General features: G+C 64.7%; 17 protein-coding genes. 8 read left to right on the top strand and 9 right to left on the bottom strand.

Annotated features, from left to right (window positions below; translation table 11 throughout):
• Positions 1-195 precede the first annotated feature (195 nt).
• From ctaC to AC1MBE_RS01340, 3 genes are read left to right on the top strand one after another with little or no spacing between them, the layout of a single operon-like run.
• Positions 196-1068, top strand: a complete 873-nt coding sequence (gene ctaC, locus AC1MBE_RS01350; protein ID WP_479780303.1) for an aa3-type cytochrome oxidase subunit II — start codon at positions 196-198, stop codon at positions 1066-1068.
• A 12-nt stretch (positions 1069-1080) separates the two neighbouring features.
• Complete coding sequence (gene ctaD, locus AC1MBE_RS01345; RefSeq protein WP_479780301.1) at positions 1081-2805, top strand: aa3-type cytochrome oxidase subunit I; 1725 nt, start codon at positions 1081-1083, stop codon at positions 2803-2805.
• Complete coding sequence (locus tag AC1MBE_RS01340) at positions 2802-3203, top strand: cytochrome c oxidase subunit 4 (protein ID WP_479780299.1); 402 nt, start codon at positions 2802-2804, stop codon at positions 3201-3203. The genes ctaD and AC1MBE_RS01340 overlap by 4 nt, the downstream gene beginning before the upstream one ends.
• A 111-nt stretch (positions 3204-3314) precedes the next feature.
• Here AC1MBE_RS01340 and AC1MBE_RS01335 read toward each other — a convergent pair whose 3' ends face one another.
• The gene (locus AC1MBE_RS01335; RefSeq protein ID WP_479780297.1) at positions 3315-3605 is read right to left on the bottom strand and encodes an HPr family phosphocarrier protein; all 291 of its coding nucleotides are present in this window, start codon (positions 3603-3605) and stop codon (positions 3315-3317) included.
• A 219-nt stretch (positions 3606-3824) separates the two neighbouring features.
• Here AC1MBE_RS01335 and AC1MBE_RS01330 point away from each other — a divergent pair, with 219 nt between their 5' ends.
• Complete coding sequence (locus tag AC1MBE_RS01330; protein WP_479782720.1) at positions 3825-4592, top strand: GntR family transcriptional regulator; 768 nt, start codon at positions 3825-3827, stop codon at positions 4590-4592.
• A gap of 138 nt (positions 4593-4730) precedes the next feature.
• On the opposite strand, the gene qcrB is transcribed toward AC1MBE_RS01330, so the two are convergent.
• The 4 genes from qcrB to ctaE all read right to left on the bottom strand — a co-directional run bounded on the left by qcrB (position 4731) and on the right by ctaE (position 9110).
• Complete coding sequence (qcrB, locus tag AC1MBE_RS01325; RefSeq protein ID WP_479780296.1) at positions 4731-6410, bottom strand: cytochrome bc1 complex cytochrome b subunit; 1680 nt, start codon at positions 6408-6410, stop codon at positions 4731-4733.
• Positions 6388-7458 carry a cytochrome bc1 complex Rieske iron-sulfur subunit gene (gene qcrA / locus AC1MBE_RS01320; protein WP_479780294.1) on the bottom strand — a complete coding sequence of 357 codons (1071 nt, stop codon included), beginning with the start codon at positions 7456-7458 and terminating at the stop codon, positions 6388-6390. The genes qcrB and qcrA overlap by 23 nt, the downstream gene beginning before the upstream one ends.
• A gap of 101 nt (positions 7459-7559) precedes the next feature.
• Entirely contained in the window at positions 7560-8348 is a 789-nt protein-coding gene (qcrC, locus tag AC1MBE_RS01315; RefSeq protein ID WP_138769290.1) for a cytochrome bc1 complex diheme cytochrome c subunit, read from the bottom strand.
• An 87-nt stretch (positions 8349-8435) separates the two neighbouring features.
• On the bottom strand, positions 8436-9110 hold the full coding sequence (gene ctaE / locus AC1MBE_RS01310; protein ID WP_479780292.1) for an aa3-type cytochrome oxidase subunit III: 675 nt from the start codon (positions 9108-9110) through the stop codon (positions 8436-8438).
• A 112-nt stretch (positions 9111-9222) separates the two neighbouring features.
• Here ctaE and trpD point away from each other — a divergent pair, with 112 nt between their 5' ends.
• Positions 9223-10281, top strand: a complete 1059-nt coding sequence (gene trpD / locus AC1MBE_RS01305) for an anthranilate phosphoribosyltransferase (protein ID WP_479780290.1) — start codon at positions 9223-9225, stop codon at positions 10279-10281.
• Positions 10282-10305: 24 nt separating this feature from the next.
• On the opposite strand, the gene AC1MBE_RS01300 is transcribed toward trpD, so the two are convergent.
• Entirely contained in the window at positions 10306-10587 is a 282-nt protein-coding gene (locus tag AC1MBE_RS01300; protein WP_138769293.1) for an Lrp/AsnC family transcriptional regulator, read from the bottom strand.
• An 87-nt stretch (positions 10588-10674) separates the two neighbouring features.
• Positions 10675-11091, bottom strand: coding sequence for a DUF3054 domain-containing protein (locus AC1MBE_RS01295; protein WP_479780288.1), 417 nt, complete (start codon positions 11089-11091; stop codon positions 10675-10677).
• A gap of 98 nt (positions 11092-11189) precedes the next feature.
• Here AC1MBE_RS01295 and AC1MBE_RS01290 point away from each other — a divergent pair, with 98 nt between their 5' ends.
• Positions 11190-11762 carry a cysteine hydrolase family protein gene (locus AC1MBE_RS01290; protein ID WP_479780286.1) on the top strand — a complete coding sequence of 191 codons (573 nt, stop codon included), beginning with the start codon at positions 11190-11192 and terminating at the stop codon, positions 11760-11762.
• Positions 11763-11859: 97 nt separating this feature from the next.
• Positions 11860-12582, top strand: a complete 723-nt coding sequence (locus AC1MBE_RS01285; RefSeq protein ID WP_479780285.1) for a hypothetical protein — start codon at positions 11860-11862, stop codon at positions 12580-12582.
• Positions 12583-12730: 148 nt separating this feature from the next.
• Here the strand turns inward: AC1MBE_RS01285 and AC1MBE_RS01280 are convergent, their stop codons facing one another.
• Positions 12731-13312 (bottom strand): hypothetical protein, encoded by a 582-nt coding sequence (locus AC1MBE_RS01280; protein ID WP_479780283.1) that lies wholly within the window; start codon positions 13310-13312, stop codon positions 12731-12733.
• A gap of 535 nt (positions 13313-13847) precedes the next feature.
• On the opposite strand from AC1MBE_RS01280, the gene AC1MBE_RS01275 reads away from it, so the two are divergent.
• The gene (locus AC1MBE_RS01275) at positions 13848-14030 is read left to right on the top strand and encodes a hypothetical protein (protein WP_479780282.1); all 183 of its coding nucleotides are present in this window, start codon (positions 13848-13850) and stop codon (positions 14028-14030) included.
• Positions 14031-14926: 896 nt separating this feature from the next.
• Here the strand turns inward: AC1MBE_RS01275 and AC1MBE_RS01270 are convergent.
• Entirely contained in the window at positions 14927-17332 is a 2406-nt protein-coding gene (locus AC1MBE_RS01270; RefSeq protein ID WP_479780280.1) for an ATP-binding cassette domain-containing protein, read from the bottom strand.
• Positions 17333-17434: the final 102 nt, after the last annotated feature.

Raw genomic sequence — 17434 nt, 5'->3', positions numbered from 1 at the left:
CGGGCAACCAGCCCGGCCTTAGTGCCGTCCTGGGGGCGGTTGCCGGAAGCGTCGAAAACTCCACCGACGCACGGCGCGGACATGTGGGCGAAAACTCGCGGGGAGCGGTAAGCTCTACATCGAGTAGTAAAACTTTTAGTGTGCCCGGAACGCCATCGGCGGCCGGGCGACAGCAACAAGTAGGAAGGGCCGTCTGTGAGTTCGCAGAACCGAACCGGCAGCCGACGCAAACAGATCACTACGATCACTGGCTTGGCACTAGCCGGCGCGTTGGCTTTGACTGGATGTTCACCAGAGGTACAGAAAGGGTGGCTGCCCACTGAGCGTGGCACCACCAACCACACTGACCGCATCATGGACCTCTGGGTCAACTCATGGATTGCCGCGCTGGTCGTCGGCATCATTACCTGGGGCTTGATGATCTGGGTCATCGTCGCGTACCGGCGGCGGAAGGGCACCGTCGGTTTCCCGCGCCAGAACAGCTTTAACCTGCCCCTCGAGGTCTTCTACCTTACGATCCCGCTGTTTATGGTCCTGGTGTTCTTCTACTTCACCGACCGCGACCAGCAGGCGATTGACAACCGCTCCCAGCCGGCCGATGTCGTCGTCGATGTCCGCGGCAAGCAGTGGGCCTGGGACTTCAACTACAAGAAGGGCGACGTCATCACCGACGACGTCCACGAGGCAGGCGTCCAGGCGCACCTCACCGGCAACAACGTGGACAAGGAAAAGCTGCCCACCCTGTACCTGCCGGTCAACAAGTCGGTTGACCTCGAGCTCAACGCCCGCGACGTCATCCACTCCTTCTGGGTTCCCGCCTTCCTGCAGAAGCGCGACATGATCCCGGGCAAGACCAACTACATCCGGTTCACCCCCACTAAAGAGGGAACCTACGACGGCAAGTGCGCCGAACTCTGTGGCGAGTACCACTCCGAAATGCTGTTCCGCGTAAAGGTTGTCTCCGAGTCGGAGTTCAAGTCCCACCTGGACCAGCTCCGCCAGGACGGCAACACCGGGCTGCTCGGCGAAGAGTACGACCGCCTCCCGGCCAAGACCGAGAACAAGTAAGGGGAGCGCGAAGTGGCAACGACCTACTCTCAGCCCTCCGGGATCCTTGAGGCTCCCGTAGTACCCAAATCCAAGGGACGCATCGTCGTCAACTGGATCACCTCCACCGACCACAAGACCATCGGGTACATGTACCTGATCGCGTCCTTTGTGTTCTTCTGCTTCGGCGGCGTAATGGCGCTGCTGATCCGCGCCGAACTGTTCGAACCGGGCATGCAGATCCTGCAGACCAAAGAGCAGTACAACCAGCTCTTCACCATGCACGGCACCGTGATGCTGCTGATGTTCGCGACCCCGCTGTTCGCCGGCTTCGCCAACGTCATCATGCCGCTGCAAATCGGCGCCCCCGACGTCGCCTTCCCGCGGCTGAACGCGCTGGCCTTCTGGTTCTTCCTGTTCGGTTCCACGATCGCCGTCTCCGGCTTCATCACCCCGCAGGGTGCCGCCTCCTTTGGCTGGTTCGCGTACGCGCCGCTGTCCAACACGACCTTCAGCCCCGGCGTGGGCGGTGACCTCTGGGTCTTCGGCCTGGCACTCTCCGGCTTCGGCACCATCCTCGGCGCGGTCAACTTCATCACCACGATCATCTGCATGCGCGCCCCGGGCATGACCATGTGGCGGATGCCGATCTTCACCTGGAACACCCTGGTGACCGCGATCCTGGTGCTCATGGCGTTCCCGCCGCTGGCCGCCGCCCTGTTCGCCCTCGGCGCGGACCGCCGCTTCGGTGCCCACATCTTCGATCCGGAAAACGGCGGCGCCGTTCTCTGGCAGCACCTGTTCTGGTTCTTTGGCCACCCCGAGGTTTACATCATCGCGCTGCCGTTCTTCGGCATTGTCTCGGAGATCTTCCCGGTCTTCAGCCGCAAGCCGATCTTCGGCTACAAGGGCCTGGTCTACGCCACGATCTCGATCGCCGCACTGTCCGTGACCGTGTGGGCGCACCACATGTACGTCACCGGCTCGGTACTGCTGCCGTTCTTCTCCTTCATGACGATGCTGATCGCGGTTCCCACCGGCGTGAAGTTCTTCAACTGGATCGGCACCATGTGGCGGGGCTCCATCACCTTCGAAACCCCCATGCTCTGGAGCATCGGCTTCCTGGCCACGTTCCTCTTCGGGGGCCTGACCGGCATTATCCTGGCCTCCCCGCCGCTGGACTTCCACGTCTCCGACTCCTACTTCGTGGTGGCGCACTTCCACTACGTGGTGTTCGGCACCGTGGTGTTCGCGATGTTCGCAGGCTTCTACTTCTGGTGGCCGAAGTGGACCGGCAAGATGCTCAACGAGCGTCTCGGCAAGATCCACTTCTGGATGCTCTTCCTGGGCTTCCACGGCACCTTCCTCATCCAGCACTGGCTCGGCGTCGAGGGTATGCCGCGCCGCTACGCGGACTACATGCCGCAGGACAACTTCACCTGGATGAACCAGTTCTCCACGTACTCGTCCTTCCTCCTCGGCGCCTCGCTGATCCCGTTCTTCTGGAACGTCTACATCACGTGGCGCAGCAACGAGAAGGTCACGGTCGATGACCCCTGGGGCTTCGGCGCCTCGCTCGAATGGGCGACGTCCTGCCCGCCGCCGCGTCACAACTTCACCTCGCTGCCGCGGATCCGCTCGGAGCGTCCTGCCCTGGACCTGCACCACCCCGAGCTTTCCCAGAACTACACCGTCGACTCTCCTGCCCCGGCAGCAGCGGCGCTCGGTAACGCCGACCAGAAGGACACCGCCCAGTGAAGATCGAATCAAGGATTTTTGGACTCGGAGTCTTCTTCTTCGTCCCGGTCTCGATGATTTACGGCTTCCTGACCGGCTGGTCGGAGTGGGTCGGCATCCTCGGTATCCTGCTGCTTGGCGGGCTGGCCGGCATGATCGGCGCCTACCTGGGCTTCACCGGCAAGCGGGTCGGGATGCGTCCCGAGGACCGCAGCGATGCTGAGATCCACGAAGGTGCCGGTGAGCAGGGCCACTTCAGCCCCTGGAGCTGGTGGCCGCTGGTCCTCGGCCTGTCCTGCGCCGGCGGTTTCCTCGGCTTGGCCGTGGGCTTCTGGATCACGTTCATCGCCGGCGGCCTTGCCGTGGTGGCGCTCGTGGGCTGGGTCTACGAGTACAGCCGCGGTGACCACGCGCACTAGCGCCTGGCACTGATCAACAACGACGGCGGGCCCCACCATAATGGTGGGGCCCGCCGTCGTCTGCTTATGGCTGGTGTCGTAGGCGGGTGACCGGCCTCGCTTGCCGCGCCGTCAGCCGGCCTGCGACTCCAGCAGGGCGCACAGCTCGGCGAGGGCGTCTTCGGCGTCGGTGAGGCTTGACTCCGCCGGGACCGCGTCGGCCCGGACCTCCAGCTCCACCTCACAGCCGCAGGGGAAGTCCTCGGTCATGACTTCCAGGAGCGAACGGGCATCCACCCCGGGCCTGCCGTCCCGGCTGATCGTGACGGCGAACCCGGTCTGCGTTACGGCGCGGACGAACGTTGCCGCCGGGCGGGCATGTAGCCCTATGGAGGCGTGGACGACCGCCTTGCGTGCTGGCAATGGAGCTCCTTCAACGTGCTGGTGCCCGGCGGCACCTGCCGGGCTGCGGGAGCCCGGCACAGCGGATCAGGCACTGCCGCCGGGCATATCCAGCGTAGCCGGGGGAGAAGCCCCGGGCGAACCGGGACCGGCAGTGGTCTAGACCTGCCGGCGACGTGCCCTACCCTTGAAGTATGAACGATTCCAGCAGGCCCCGCCGTGGGCTCTAACGCGGCCCGGATGGCCGGCGAGATTGACCGGAACAGCGGCACCCCCATCTACGTCCAGCTCCGCGAGATCCTCCGCGCCCACATCATCAGTTCCTGCCCGCCGGGATCGGCGCTACCCTCCGAACGGGACCTATCGGAACGGTTCGGCCTGGCCAGGATGACCGTACGCCAGGCCATCGACGCGCTGGTGGGTGAAGAGGTGATCGAACGCGTCGTTGGGCTCGGCACCTTCGTCCGCAAGCCCAAGCTGGACCTCCAGGTGAAACTAACCTCGTACAGCGAGGAGATGCAGCGCCGCGGTATGGTTCCGGCGGCGAAGGTGCTCAGCTTCGAGCAGATCAACGCCAGCGCCTTCCTGGCCCGGGAGCTCCAGCTGGAGGAGGGGACGCCGCTGGTCCGGTTCCGGCGGCTCCTGCTGGCCGACAGTGAGCCCATGAGCGTGGACGAGAACTTCATCCCGGCGCACCGTGTGCCGGGACTGCTCGACGGCGAGCCGCCGACGTCGCTCTACAACGTGCTGAGCGAGCGCTACGGCCTGGTGATGGAGTGGGGCGAGGACATGATCGAGGCGACCGCCGCGTCTCCGTCCACGGCGCGCCTGCTCAATGTGGAGGTCGGTACGCCGCTGCTGAAAATCCAGCGGCACGCCTTCGTTGCGCGGGCCATGGTCGACTACTCCGTCTCCTACTACCGGGCGGACCGGTACAAGCTCTGGGTGCCGCTGCAGCGGCCCGGCGTCCGGCCCACCCGCAACTATGCCTCCGGCTACCGCCCCTGACCTGCAACGCGGGGTCACTCAGCGCCCATCCGGAGTACGTTTATGGGCGCGACGTGACCCCGCGTTGCTGTCGGTTCCAGGGATGCAGAAAGGCCCGGTCCAAGTGGACCGGGCCTTTCTGTTAGCTGGTGCCGTGCCTTAGTGGCTGAGGCTCTTCTGCTCAGCAGCCGTTTCGACCGACTCGTGGGCACCGTGGTGGCCGTGGGCCGCAGCGAGCTCTGCCGGGGTGGCCGGGGCTACCCGGTCCTCGAAGAACCACTTGGAGAGCAGCGCACGCCGCTTTTCCTTCCGGTCCACGACGCCGTGGCTGTTCGGCTGTGCCGGGAGCGGCGACGGGGACTCGAAGCCGACCAGCTTGTAGCGCTTGTACTCATCCAGCGGGGCGTGGACCTCGATGAACTCACCGTGCGGCAGCCGCACGATACGGCCGGTCTCACGGCCGTGGAGGGCGATTTCGCGGTCCTTGCGCTGCAGGGCCAGGGCGACGCGCTTCGTGACGATGAAGGCGAGGACCGGGCCGATGAAGAACAGGGCCCGCAGCCAGTAGGTGACGTCGTTCAGGGCCACGTGGAAGTGCGTGGCGATGAGGTCGGAGCCGGCGGCTGCCCACATCACGCAGTACCAGACGAAGCCGGCCATGCCGATGGCCGTACGGGTCGGGGCATTGCGGGGACGGTCCAGGACGTGGTGCTCGCGGTCGTCCTTGGTGATCCACCGTTCGATCCACGGGTAGGCGAACATCACGGTGAACAGGATGCCCGCGGGGACCAGTGCCGGCAGCAGCACGTTGAACGTGAAGACGTGGCCGAACCAGACCTGCTCGACGTGCCAGTCGCCGAAGGTGCCCGGCATCAGGCGCAGTGCGCCGTCAACAAAACCGATGTACCAGTCAGGCTGTGTTCCGGCGGACACGGGGGAGGGGTCGTACGGGCCGTAGTTCCAGATCGGGTTGATGGTGAAGAACCCTGCCATCAGGGCGACGACGCCGAACACGATGAAGAAGAAGCCGCCGGCCTTCGCCGCGTAGACCGGGCCGAGGGGGTAGCCGACGACGTTGCCGTCGTTGCGTCCCGGGCCAGGGTACTGGGTGTGCTTGTGCACGACCACCATAAAGAGGTGCACGGCGATCATCAGGAGGATGAGGGCGGGCACCAGCAGGATGTGGAGCATGTACAGGCGGCCGATGATGGCGGTGCCGGGGAATTCTCCGCCGAAGAGGAAGAACGAGATGTAGGTGCCGATCACCGGGATGGACTTGATTACGCCGTCGATGATGCGCAGGCCGTTGCCGGAAAGCAGGTCATCGGGGAGGGAGTAGCCGGTGAAGCCTGCGGCCATGGCCAGGATGAGCAGGACGCTGCCCACCACCCAGTTCATTTCGCGCGGCTTGCGGAAGGCGCCGGTGAAGAAGACGCGGAGCATGTGCACGGAGACCGAGGCTACGAACAGCAGTGCGGACCAGTGGTGGACCTGGCGCATGAACAGACCGCCACGGACATCGAAGGAGATGTTCAGCGAGGAGTTGTAGGCCACGGACATTTCAACGTTCTTCAGCGGCAGGTAGGAACCCTGGTAGTGGGTTTCCGCCATCGACGGGTCGAAGAAGAAGGTCAGGAAGGTGCCAGAAAGCAGCAGGATAACGAAGGAGTACAGGGCCACTTCGCCGAACATAAAGGACCAGTGGTCCGGGAAGACCTTGCGGCCGAATTCCCGGAGCATTCCGGAACCGCCCACGCGCTGGTCGACAAAATCGGTAATGCGGCCGCCCTTGGTCTTGGCGACGAAGGTGGGGGTGTCAGCTGTTGATGTTGCGCTCATGCTCATCACGCTCCCAGTAGCTAGGTCCAACAGGTTCTTTGAAGTCGCTCGTAGCGTAGAGGTAACCCTCGTCGTCTACGGCGATGGGCAGCTGCGGGAGCGGCCGGCTGGCCGGGCCAAAGATAACCTTGCATTCCTGGGTCAGGTCGAAGGTGGACTGGTGGCACGGGCACAGCAGGTGGTGGGTCTGCTGCTCGTACAGTGCAACAGGGCAACCAACGTGGGTGCAGATCTTGGAGTATGCAACGATGCCGTTGTAGCTCCAGTCCTCGCGGCCCGGGGAGGGCTTGAGGGATTCCGGGTTCAGGCGCATGAGCAGGACGACGGCCTTGGCCTTTTCGTTCAGCTTGCCTTCGTGGAGCTCGTTCAAGCCTTCCGGGATGACGTGGAAGGCGGAGCCGATGGTGACGTCCGCAGCCTTGATGGGGGTGCCATCGGGGTCGCGGGTGAGGCGCTTGGTCTTGCCGTCAACCGGGGCCCACATGGTGTGGGCCAGCTTGTTGTCCGGACGCGGACCCAGGTCGCCGAAGATGGCCAGGGCCGGCAGCGGAGCGAGCGCGACGGCGCCGAGCAGGGTGTTGCGGATCAGCGGGCGGCGCTTGATGCCGGTTTCCTCGACGATGTCGTCGACGATCCGGACGGCGGCCTGCCGGTCCTCCTCGGTGCGGATGGCGTGGCGCTCTTCCGACACTTCGTGGTCCGGCATCAGGGCCTTGGCCCAGTGCACGATACCGGTGCCGATGCCCAGCATGGCAAAGGCGGTGCCGATGCCCAGCAGGGTGTTCTGCAACCGGATGGTGGCGATCGAGGAGTCAGCTCCAAGATCGATGGCGAAGTACGCCACCAGGAATATCAGGGTGCCCACGACCGAGGCGCCGAACAGAATGGCCACCTGCCGTTCCGCTCGCTTGGCGGCCCTCGGGTCCGTGTCAGCCAGGCGCAAACGATGCGGGGGAATTCCAGGATCCTGGAACTTCTCCACCTCATTCTGACCAGCCGTAGCTACGGTGCCCGAGTGGTTCGGACTGCCGTCACTATGGTTGCCCATAATTCGCCTCATCCTTCTCTCGTCTCGACCTATGTCGAGTTAGTTTTCAATTCAAACTGCTGACGGATCAGCAGAAAATTCTTACAGGTGCCGCGGGGCGCCTAGGACGTCCGCGAAGTCAGCCAGATGGTAAAGGCGATGATGACGCCCAGGCCGGCAATCCAGACAAACAGGCCCTCGGATACCGGACCCAGCGCGCCCAGGTCGTTGCCGCCGGGGGAGCCGTTGGCCTCGATCTGCTTCAGGAAGGTGATGATGTCACGCTTGCCCTCGGGGGAGACGTTGGCGTCGCTGAATACCGGCATGTTCTGCGGGCCGGTGACCATGGCTTCGTAGATGTGCTTGCCGGAGACGTCGGCGAGGGCCGGGGCGAACTTGCCCCGGGTCAGGGCGCCGCCTGCGGCAGCAGCGTTGTGGCACATGGCGCAGTTGGTGCGGAACAGTTCGCCACCCTTGGCCGCGTCGCCCTTTTCGTCGAGGACACCTGCCTCCGGGATGGACGGGCCGGGGCCGAGCGAAGCAACGTAAGCCGCAAGCTGGTGGGTCTGCTCTTCGTTGAACTGGGCGGGCTTCTTGTAAGCCTGCGGGCCGTTCATCTGCATGGGCATACGGCCGGTGCCAACCTGGAAGTCAACGGCGGCGGCGCCGACGCCAACAAGCGACGGTCCGGCCTGCGAGCCGCTGGCACCCATGCCGTGGCAGGTGGCGCAGTTGGCGGCGAACAGCTTGCCGCCTTCTTCTGCGTCGCTTGCACTGAAGCTCGTGGTGTCGGCCTTGGCCTGGTTGACGGTGGTGGCAACGGCGTACAGCCCACCAGTGATGAGGAGGCCCATCAGCAACAGTGCAACTGCTGCCAGTGGGTGACGTCGCTTCTGCGAGAGTGCCTTCACGTGGTGGTTCCTTTATTCGATGCTGCGTTGGCTCCGTGAGCCGCTTCTTGAAATTCTGCCTCTTGTAGAAAAAGAGTCAAGTCGTGGCTACTTGAGGACGTAGATGACCAGGAAGAGGCCGATCCACACGACGTCAACGAAGTGCCAGTAGTACGAGGTGACGATCGCGGACGTTGCCTCGAAGTGTCCGAACTTCTTCGCCGCGAACGAGCGTCCGATGATGAGCAGGAAGGCAACCAGGCCGCCGATAACGTGCAGGCCGTGGAACCCGGTGGTCATATAGAACGCTGAACCGTAGGCGTTGGAAGAGAGCGAGACGTGCTCGGAGACGAGCATGGCGTACTCGGTCGCCTGGCCGGCCACGAAGAACGCACCCATGATGAACGTGAGCGTGAACCACTCATTCATTCCCCAGCGGGTGAAGCTCAGGGGCCCGCCGAGCCTGCGCGGCTGGAGCCGTTCGGCGGCGAAGACGCCCATCTGGCAAGTGAAGGAACTGGCCACGAGGACGATGGTGTTTACGAGCGCAAAGGGGAAGTTGAGCTTGGCTGTCTCTTCGGCCCACATCTGTCCGGACGTCGAACGGAGTGTGAAGTACATGGCAAAGAGACCGGCGAAGAACATCAACTCACTGGACAGCCAGACGACGGTTCCAACGGAAACCATGTTCGGGCGATTCAGCGTCGGGTGCGCCGGGGTACTGGGGGCATGGGTCGCAGATGTCACATAGACATTATGTCTGTAAAAGTCCGTCCTGCCCAACGCAAACCGCGTTTCGGGAGGACTTTTTCTACAAAGACGCGAAATCGCGCGGAAAAGTTCCGGGGCCCCTTCGCATTGGGCATTGCACCCCCCGGCTCGATAGCATCAGATCGTGACTTCTCAGGCATCTGCACAGGCGGTAGGCAAGACTTGGCCGCGCCTCATTGGCGCCCTCATCAACGGCACCCACCTCACCGCCGGCGACACTGAGTGGGCTATGACTTCCATCATGTCCGGCGAGGCGACACCGGCCCAGGTGGCCGGCTTCCTGGTGGCGCTGCGCGCCAAGGGCGAGACGGTGGAAGAACTCACCGGCCTCGTCGAGGCGATGATCGACTCCGCCAACCCGATCGAGATCGCGGGTGAAAAGCTGGACATCGTCGGTACCGGCGGAGACCAGCTGAACACTGTCAACATCTCCACCATGGCCGCCCTTGTTTCGGCAGGGGCGGGCGCCAAGGTGGTCAAGCACGGCGGGCGGGCTTCCTCGTCGACGTCGGGTTCGGCCGACGTGCTTGAGGCCCTGGGGGTCCGGCTGGACCTGCCCATCCCGCGGGTGGCCCGGAACGCCGAGGAAGCCGGCATCACCTTCTGCTTCGCCCAGGTTTTCCACCCCTCGATGCGGCATGCCGCCGTCGCGCGCCGCGAACTGGGCGTCCCCACAGCTTTCAATTTCCTCGGGCCGATGACCAACCCCGCGCACGTGCAGGCGTCCGCCGTCGGCGTCGCGAATGAGCGGATGGCGCCCCTGGTGGCGGGCGTGCTCGCCAAGCGCGGCAGCCGCGGCCTGGTGTTCCGGGGCGACGACGGGCTGGACGAACTGACCACCACGGGTCCGTCCCGGATCTGGGAAATCCGCGACGGCGCAGTGGCTGAGGAAGTCTTCGACCCGCGCGACCTGGGTATCCGCCAGGCAACTGTTGAGGAGCTGCGCGGGGGCGACGCCGCCGCCAATGCCGCCGTCGTCCGTTCCGTGCTGGCCGGAAAGCCTGGCCCGGCACGGGACGCCACACTGCTTAATGCCGCGGCCGGCCTGGTGTCCTTCGACCTGGATGCTTCGGGCCCGCTGGCCGAACGGATGTCCGCCGCGATGAAGCGGGCCGAGGAATCCGTCGAGTCCGGCGCGGCCGCCGCGGTGCTGGACCGCTGGGTCGCCCTGTCCCGCGGCTGAGGCCGCCCCTATAGGTAGGTCGGATTACTGTTCGAACCCCAACGCGAACGCTGCATCCAGGTCGTGCTGGGAGTAGGCACGGAACGCGATGTGGGTGGTGGTGTGCACCACGGCGGGCACCTTGGAGAGCTTGTCCGCAATGACATCCGCGAGATCCTCGTGCTTGGCGACGCGTGCGATCGCGATCAGGTCCCATTCACCGGTCACCGAGTAGACCTCGCTGATGCCGGGAATCGCGGAGATTTTTTCAGCCGTCTCCGGGATGGCGGAAGCGTCTGTCTTGATCAGGACGAAAGCGGTGATCACGTGGGGACCTTTCGGATCTGGTGCGCCGTTGCTGGCTCGTTGAATGGCCCCAAGGAGGCCGTGCCATCTGCTTGCAAGCCTAGTGCATCAGGCCCGCCGGCGCCGTGCCTTCAAACGCCGTGCACCCGCGGCCAGGAGGCGGTAGCCGAGCAGGAAAACGGCCAGGCTGAGCAACGCCACGATCACGAACGGCAACACCACAACTTGCCCGGTGAGGGCCCGGAGCAGCATGCCGACCGCCACCGTGCCGAGCCAGACGGCGACGCCGGCCGGCCAGACCGCCAGGGGAGCCCGCCACAGACGCAGGGCGAGCCATGCCACGGCCGCACCGGCGAGGAAGGGCCAGGCCGTCGCCAGCACCCCGGTGATGATCTCGCCGCGCTGGTGGGCGTCCCGTCCGATCGCCGCGAAGAGCAGGATCAGGACCGCGTCGGCGGCGGCCGCCAGTACTGCGGTGCGCGCGGTCGACGGCGGGTGGGGCAGCGGGGGAGTGTTGGCTGGCATGCTTCCAGCCTAGCCGCGCCGGAACGCTGTATTGCATGTCGGCGGCGCGGCCTAGCATGGTGCAGAGGAGGCCGGAGATTCGAGCAGGGGAGATGGTTATGACAACGCTGTCCGGTAGGCCCCACGCCGCGCTGATGGTGATCGACGTGCAAAAGGGCGTGGTCGAGGGCATCTATCAGCGCGACGCCGTAATCGCGAATATCGCAGCACTCGTGGATAAGGCCCGCGGCGCGGCGGTCCCGATCGTCTGGGTTCAGCATTCCGACGCCCAGCTGGAGCGGGGGAGTGAGGCCTGGCAGTCCGTCCCCGAGCTCTCGCGGCGGGATGAGGAACCGCTGGTGCATAAGTCCTACGGCGACTCGTTCGAGGGAACTGATCTGGAAGAGATCCTCGCCGCCGCCAGCGTGGGGCAGCTGCTGGTAGCCGGGGCGCAGACGGACGAATGCATCAGGTCCACCATCCACGGCGCGTTTGTCCGCGGTTACGACGTCACCCTCGTGGCCGACGCCCACAGTACCGAGGACCTCACTGCCTGGGGAGCACCCCCGCCGGAGCTGGTGATTGCGCACACGAACCTCTACTGGCAGAACCAATCGGCTCCGGGCCGCGCTGCGGGTGTCGCGCAGACTGCCGACGTGACTTTTGAGGTGAAGGGCGCGGCGCCGCACTAAGATTCTTGGCCGGGCTGTAAGACCTGACGGTGTCCGGGAAACCTTATGTGTAGCGGGACGTTCAACCCGCCTTCACACATATTGGGGGTTACACACCATGATTTCGAACCGCACCGGATTTCTCACGACCGTCACAACGGCCGGACTTGCCGCCAGCCTTTTACTTGCCGGCTGCGGCCCACAGCCCCAGACCGCTCCCGCCGCCGGCTCGAACATCCCCGTGAGCACCACGGCCGACCGCACGGCAACACTAACCGTCCCGCCGGCATCCACTCCCGCGCCGGCTGCTCCCGCACCGTCGCGGAAGCCGGCGTCACGCGGGCTGAAGACCTTCACCTTCCCGGACGGGCATATTTCCTTCGCCTACCCGGCGACGTGGACGGTGCGGACCGTGGCTCCGCCCGCCGGACTTCCCGGAATCGAAGCGATTGTCGCGGACGCTGCGGGCAATGACCTGGTGTCTCTGTCCAATGGGGTCACCGCGGGCTGTGCCGGCGGTCCCGTGTCGCGCCGAGTGTTCGATCAGGCGGCCGTCCCGGGAATGACCGCTCCGGACGGCACGGAGCCCGTCTTCGGGTTCGCGGTGGAATCCTACGGAGCTGGCGATGCCTACTACGCGGGCCTGGTCGATCCCCGGTCCCTGAAGCCAGGCGATGGCGTCCCGTCATGGTGCAATCTCGTGTCGACCGCCAACGGCGGGCTGTTCACGCGTGTCATTTTCGACCCCGCGTTCCCGAATAGGGGAGCAGCCAGAGCCTGGATGGCAACCGACCAATACGCCCAGCTCAAAGCGCTACTGGTAAGCCTGGACTACAGCTGATACCACTGGTGCTTGACAGCTAATCAGCAGGACGGACGGCGTCGACATCGGCTTACGGGGACGCCGATAATTGCGCAGGAAAGCCCGCCGGAGGAGGACCGGCCGGCATTCCTAATTGCACACGCTGTGGCAGGACCGGCGGCGGTTTCTATCGCGACTCCATGCGTGCCGGCCTGTCGCCGGCGGCGTACAACAGGGCCTTCTCGTAGTCCCCGGCAAAGGAAATCTGGGTTATGTCCTTCAACGGGATCTTGGTCACGAAGCTCTCCCAATTCGCTTCAGGGTCAATCGTGAGCAGCCACACGGATTTCTTGCCCCAATCTGTCGGGGCGCCGATCAGGCATGTGCCCGGCCGCTTGGCTTCTCGGAACAGGGTGACGATTGTGCCCGTCTTTGCTGCCGTTTCGATGATGGAGCGCGGACTTGCCAGGTTCAGCGAGGGCATGGGAGACGCCGGCGGCCACTCGGCTCCGTGACGGAGAAACTCTTCGAATGCTGTTGCCGGCTCTACCCTTCGCAGATCCGCCAGCTTGAAGACCCGATAGCCGTCAAGGAACCCGCGGTCGCGGATCGAAGCAATCAGGACCCAATCGTCATTTAGATCCAGTACGACGCCGTCCATGACTTCGTGTCGTTCCACCTTGCGGCGGATGCGGACGGGATGGGCAGCATTCAAGGAATCGATGAGCAGAGAGCGGACTTGTTGCTGTGGCTGGGATTTCTTGGGCACTGGCTCATCCTCACACGCGCGGGCCAGGAATAACACCGGCCCGGGGCCAGAGGCGACGGCAATCGATAGGCAGGCTGGTGCCAACTTCGTCGTCGACAGAACCAAGGCACGTCCGTGCGGCCGGCCGATGACGCTCAAAGAATGCTAACCAGGTGAGGATAAGGACGACTATTGCGTGGGGTGAGTCGGTGACGCGCTTAGTTCGGTGGGGACGGGCATATTTCGCCTTCCAGGCTTTTGCCGGTGCGTGCTGGTGGGCCGCGGTTTTCGCATCGCCGACGGCGTGTGAGGCGACCCTCGGCAATCTAGCCCCCTGTCGCCGTCGGTGTCTTCGACATTCGCTTCTTCGTCGTAGCCTCGGCCTTGGCGGCCTTGGCGGCCTTGGCGGCCTTGGTGTCCGGGCCGCAGCAGTCGTGAGTGCCGGCTGGACCGGCGTTATCGCCGTCGTGCTGGGGGTATATGCCAGCATTACAGCCGAAGCGGGGTCCGAGCCCGGGGGAGAGGGCTCCGGGAACGCCCGGCGTAGGCTGAGCCCATGAATCCCATGCTCCGGCGCCGCCTGGAGGCAGGCCTGTGGGCCGTGGTGATCCTTGCCTCGATTGGACTCACTGTGTGGGGACTCTGGCTGATGGCCTTCCTGTTCGGATACCCGGAAGCGTTCGAACGGGAGGTATCCGGCCAGACCTTGATTTTCCTGGGCGCGGTCTTTGCTGGCTGACAACTCTGGCAGTCGGCGCGCCGGCGCTGCTGGTTGGTTGGCCCGACCTCGCGGTGCCGGACAGCCTGCTGCCACACCTTGGCGGTCTCATTGCGGTTCCTGCGGCAATTGCCGGGTGGATTGCTGGCCCGCCGATCGTGAACCCGGGGAGGGATTATCAGGAGCCTCTCTCGTAGTGCCTTTTCGCTCTACTTTACATAATGTAGATTATCGGCGTTACGTTGACGTGCTGGAAGGGGCTGCCCGGGCGCCGGGTTGCTGCTGCTTCAGGCGCCGTCGGTTTGTTCAACTCAAGCGCGAGGCGCTGGCGCACATCTGTCGCTTGGCGGCAGCCGGGGCGTCGCGGTCGGTACTCGGTCTGGAGTTGAGCCAGCGCGCGCCACGGAAATCTGCTCTGGATGGCTTTGGGGTGTGCCGGCTACAAATGGCACAATTCTTGAAGTCGCCAGCCAGGAATTGGCTAAATCGTGTCAGTTTATGCGGCATGGGGCTTTGGGTGGATTCCAGGCTAATATTGCGGCCCGGAGAGCAATCGTTGGATTTCAGCCGTGTGCAGACGATTCCTCCGGAGCCTGCGCCTGCGGCCTGGCCCGGATCCTGCCTTTCCTTTGCCTTCAGCTGCCGGGCTCGCCTGGGCCGCGGGCATGCCCACGCGGGCCGGTCAAGCTGCCGGCAATCAGCAGAGCCCGGCCTGCTGCGACCACTCCCCTGCGTAATCTTTCGAAAATTCGAATTCAATACATTAAATCAATACTGCTTGTCAACGAATACAATATATCGCTTTTAGCCCCACTAAAAGCCACCATACTGCGGGCTTCCCATAAATCATGCTAAAAACCAACCAGGAAACCTGCTTCAGTCCCCCGCTCACTTGATGGCCCGAGCAGCCCCTGGTCTCAATGACCGACGTACGCAGCCAGATGCTGCCCGGTCAGCGTGGACCGTCCAGCAACCAGCTCGGCGGGCGTGCCCTCAAAAACAATGCGGCCGCCGTCGTGGCCGGCGCCGGGACCTAAGTCGATGAGCCAGTCGGCGTGCGCCATGACGGCCTGGTGGTGCTCGATGACGATCACGGACTTGCCTGAATCGACCAGCCGGTCCAGCAGTCCGAGCAGGTTCCGGACGTCGGCCAGGTGCAGGCCCGTGGTCGGTTCGTCGAGGACGTAGACGTTCCCCTTCTCCGCCATCTGGGTGGCTAGTTTGAGCCGCTGCCGTTCGCCGCCGGAGAGTGTGGTGAGCGGCTGCCCCAGGCTGAGGTAGCCGAGGCCGACATCCACGAGCCGGTCGAGAATCTTGTGCGCCGCCGGCGTGCGGCCCTCCCCGTCGCCGAAGAACAGCTTGGCCTCGGTCATTGACATCGCCAGGACTTCGGCGATGTTGCGGCCGGCCAGCTTGTATTCCAGCACTGACGCCAGGAACCTGCGGCCCTCGCAGTCCTCGCAGGTGGACTCGACCGTGGCCATCACGCCGAGCTCGGTGAAGATGACACCGGCGCCGTTGCAGGTGGGGCAAGCGCCCTCGGAGTTGGAGCTGAACAGCGCCGGTTTGACGCCGTTGGCCTTCGCGAACGCCTTACGGATCGGCTCAAGCAGGCCCGTGTACGTCGCAGGGTTGCTGCGCCGGGAACCCTTGATGGCGCCCTGGTCGATCAGCACCACGCCGTCCCGGCCGGCCACCGAGCCCTGGACCAGCGAACTCTTTCCGGACCCGGCGACGCCGGTGAGTACACAAAGCACCCCGAGCGGGATATCGACGTCGATGTCCCAGAGGTTGTTTGTCGACGCGCCGCGCACCTGAAGCGAGCCCGACGGCGTACGCGCCGTTTCCTTGACTGCCGCCCGGTCGTCGAGGTGGTGGCCGGTGATGGTGTTACTGCCCCGCAGCCCCTCCACACTTCCCTCGAAGCAGACACTGCCGCCCCCGGTGCCCGCGCCGGGGCCAAGGTCAACAACGTGGTCAGCGATCGCGATGGTCTCGGGTTTGTGCTCGACGACGAGCACGGTGTTGCCCTTGTCCCGGAGCTGCAGCAGCAGCTGGTTCATCCGCTCGATGTCATGCGGGTGCAGGCCGATCGTCGGCTCGTCGAAGACGTAGGTGATGTCGGTCAGGGACGACCCGAGATGCCGGATCATCTTGGTCCGCTGCGCCTCTCCCCCGGACAGCGTCCCCGCCGGCCGGTCCAGCGAAAGGTAGCCCAGCCCGATGTCGGCAAACGAATCGAGCAGGTGCCGCAGGCCTTTCAGGAGCGGCTCGACCGAGGGTTCGTCGAGTTCACGGATCCAAAGGGCCAGGTCACTGATCTGCATCCCGCACAGTTCGGCGATGTTCTTCCCCCGGATCTTCGCGGACAGCGCCTTCTTGCTGAGCCGGGTGCCGTTGCACTCGGGGCAGGCCTGGAAGGTAATGGCCCGGTCGACGAAGGCCCGGATGTGGGGCTGCATCGCCTCAACATCCTTGGAAAGCATCGATTTCTGGATCTTCGGGATCACGCCCTCATAGGTGAGGTTGATGCCCTCGACTTTGATCTTCGTCGGCTCCTTGTAGAGCAGGTCGTTCATTTCCTTTTTGCTGTAGTCTGCGATCGGCTTGTCCATGTCGAAGCCGGCGCCGCTGAAGATGCGGCCGTACCAGCCGTCCATGCTGTAACCGGGGACCGTCAGGGCGCCTTCGGCGAGGGACTTGCTGTCGTCATAAAGCGCCGTGAGGTCAAAGTCGGAGACCGAGCCCATCCCCTCGCACCGCGGGCACATGCCGCCCAGATAGACGGCGCCGTGCACCACACTCTTCTCAACCCGGCCCCCGGCTTTTTCGGTGCTCATCACCCCGCTGGCCTTCCGGGTCGGGACGTTGAAGGAGAACGCCGTGGGCGGCCCCACATGCGGTGTCCCGAGCCGGCTGAAGAGGATGCGGAGCATGGCGTTGGCGTCGGTGGCGGTGCCGACGGTGGACCGCGGGTTCGCACCCATCCGTTCCTGGTCCACGATGATCGCCGTCGTGAGCCCCTCCAGGAGGTCGACGTCGGGCCGCGCCAGGTTGGGCATGAAGCCCTGCACAAAGGCGCTGTAGGTTTCGTTGATCATCCGCTGCGACTCGGCGGCGATCGTGGCGAACACCAGCGAGCTCTTGCCCGAGCCGGAGACGCCGGTAAACACCGTCAACCGGCGCTTCGGGATCTCAACGCTGATGTCCTTGAGGTTGTTCTCCCGCGCGCCCTGCACGCGGATCAGGTCGTGGGTGTCGGCAACGTGCGGCGAGGCGTGCTGGGTGTCCGTCTGCGTCCGCGTCCCGGTGGGTGCGTTCATCGTGTCTCCCTCTGCCAGGCGGGCCGCCCCGGCGGTGTCCAACGGCGTCGCCGGGGCCCCATGGGACCAGCTTAGAACAGTCGGTGGTCTTGTCCTCTGCCG

The sequence above is a fragment of the Arthrobacter sp. BG5 genome, assembly GCF_056680155.1.
This window is presented reverse-complemented; position numbering and strand designations above follow the sequence as displayed.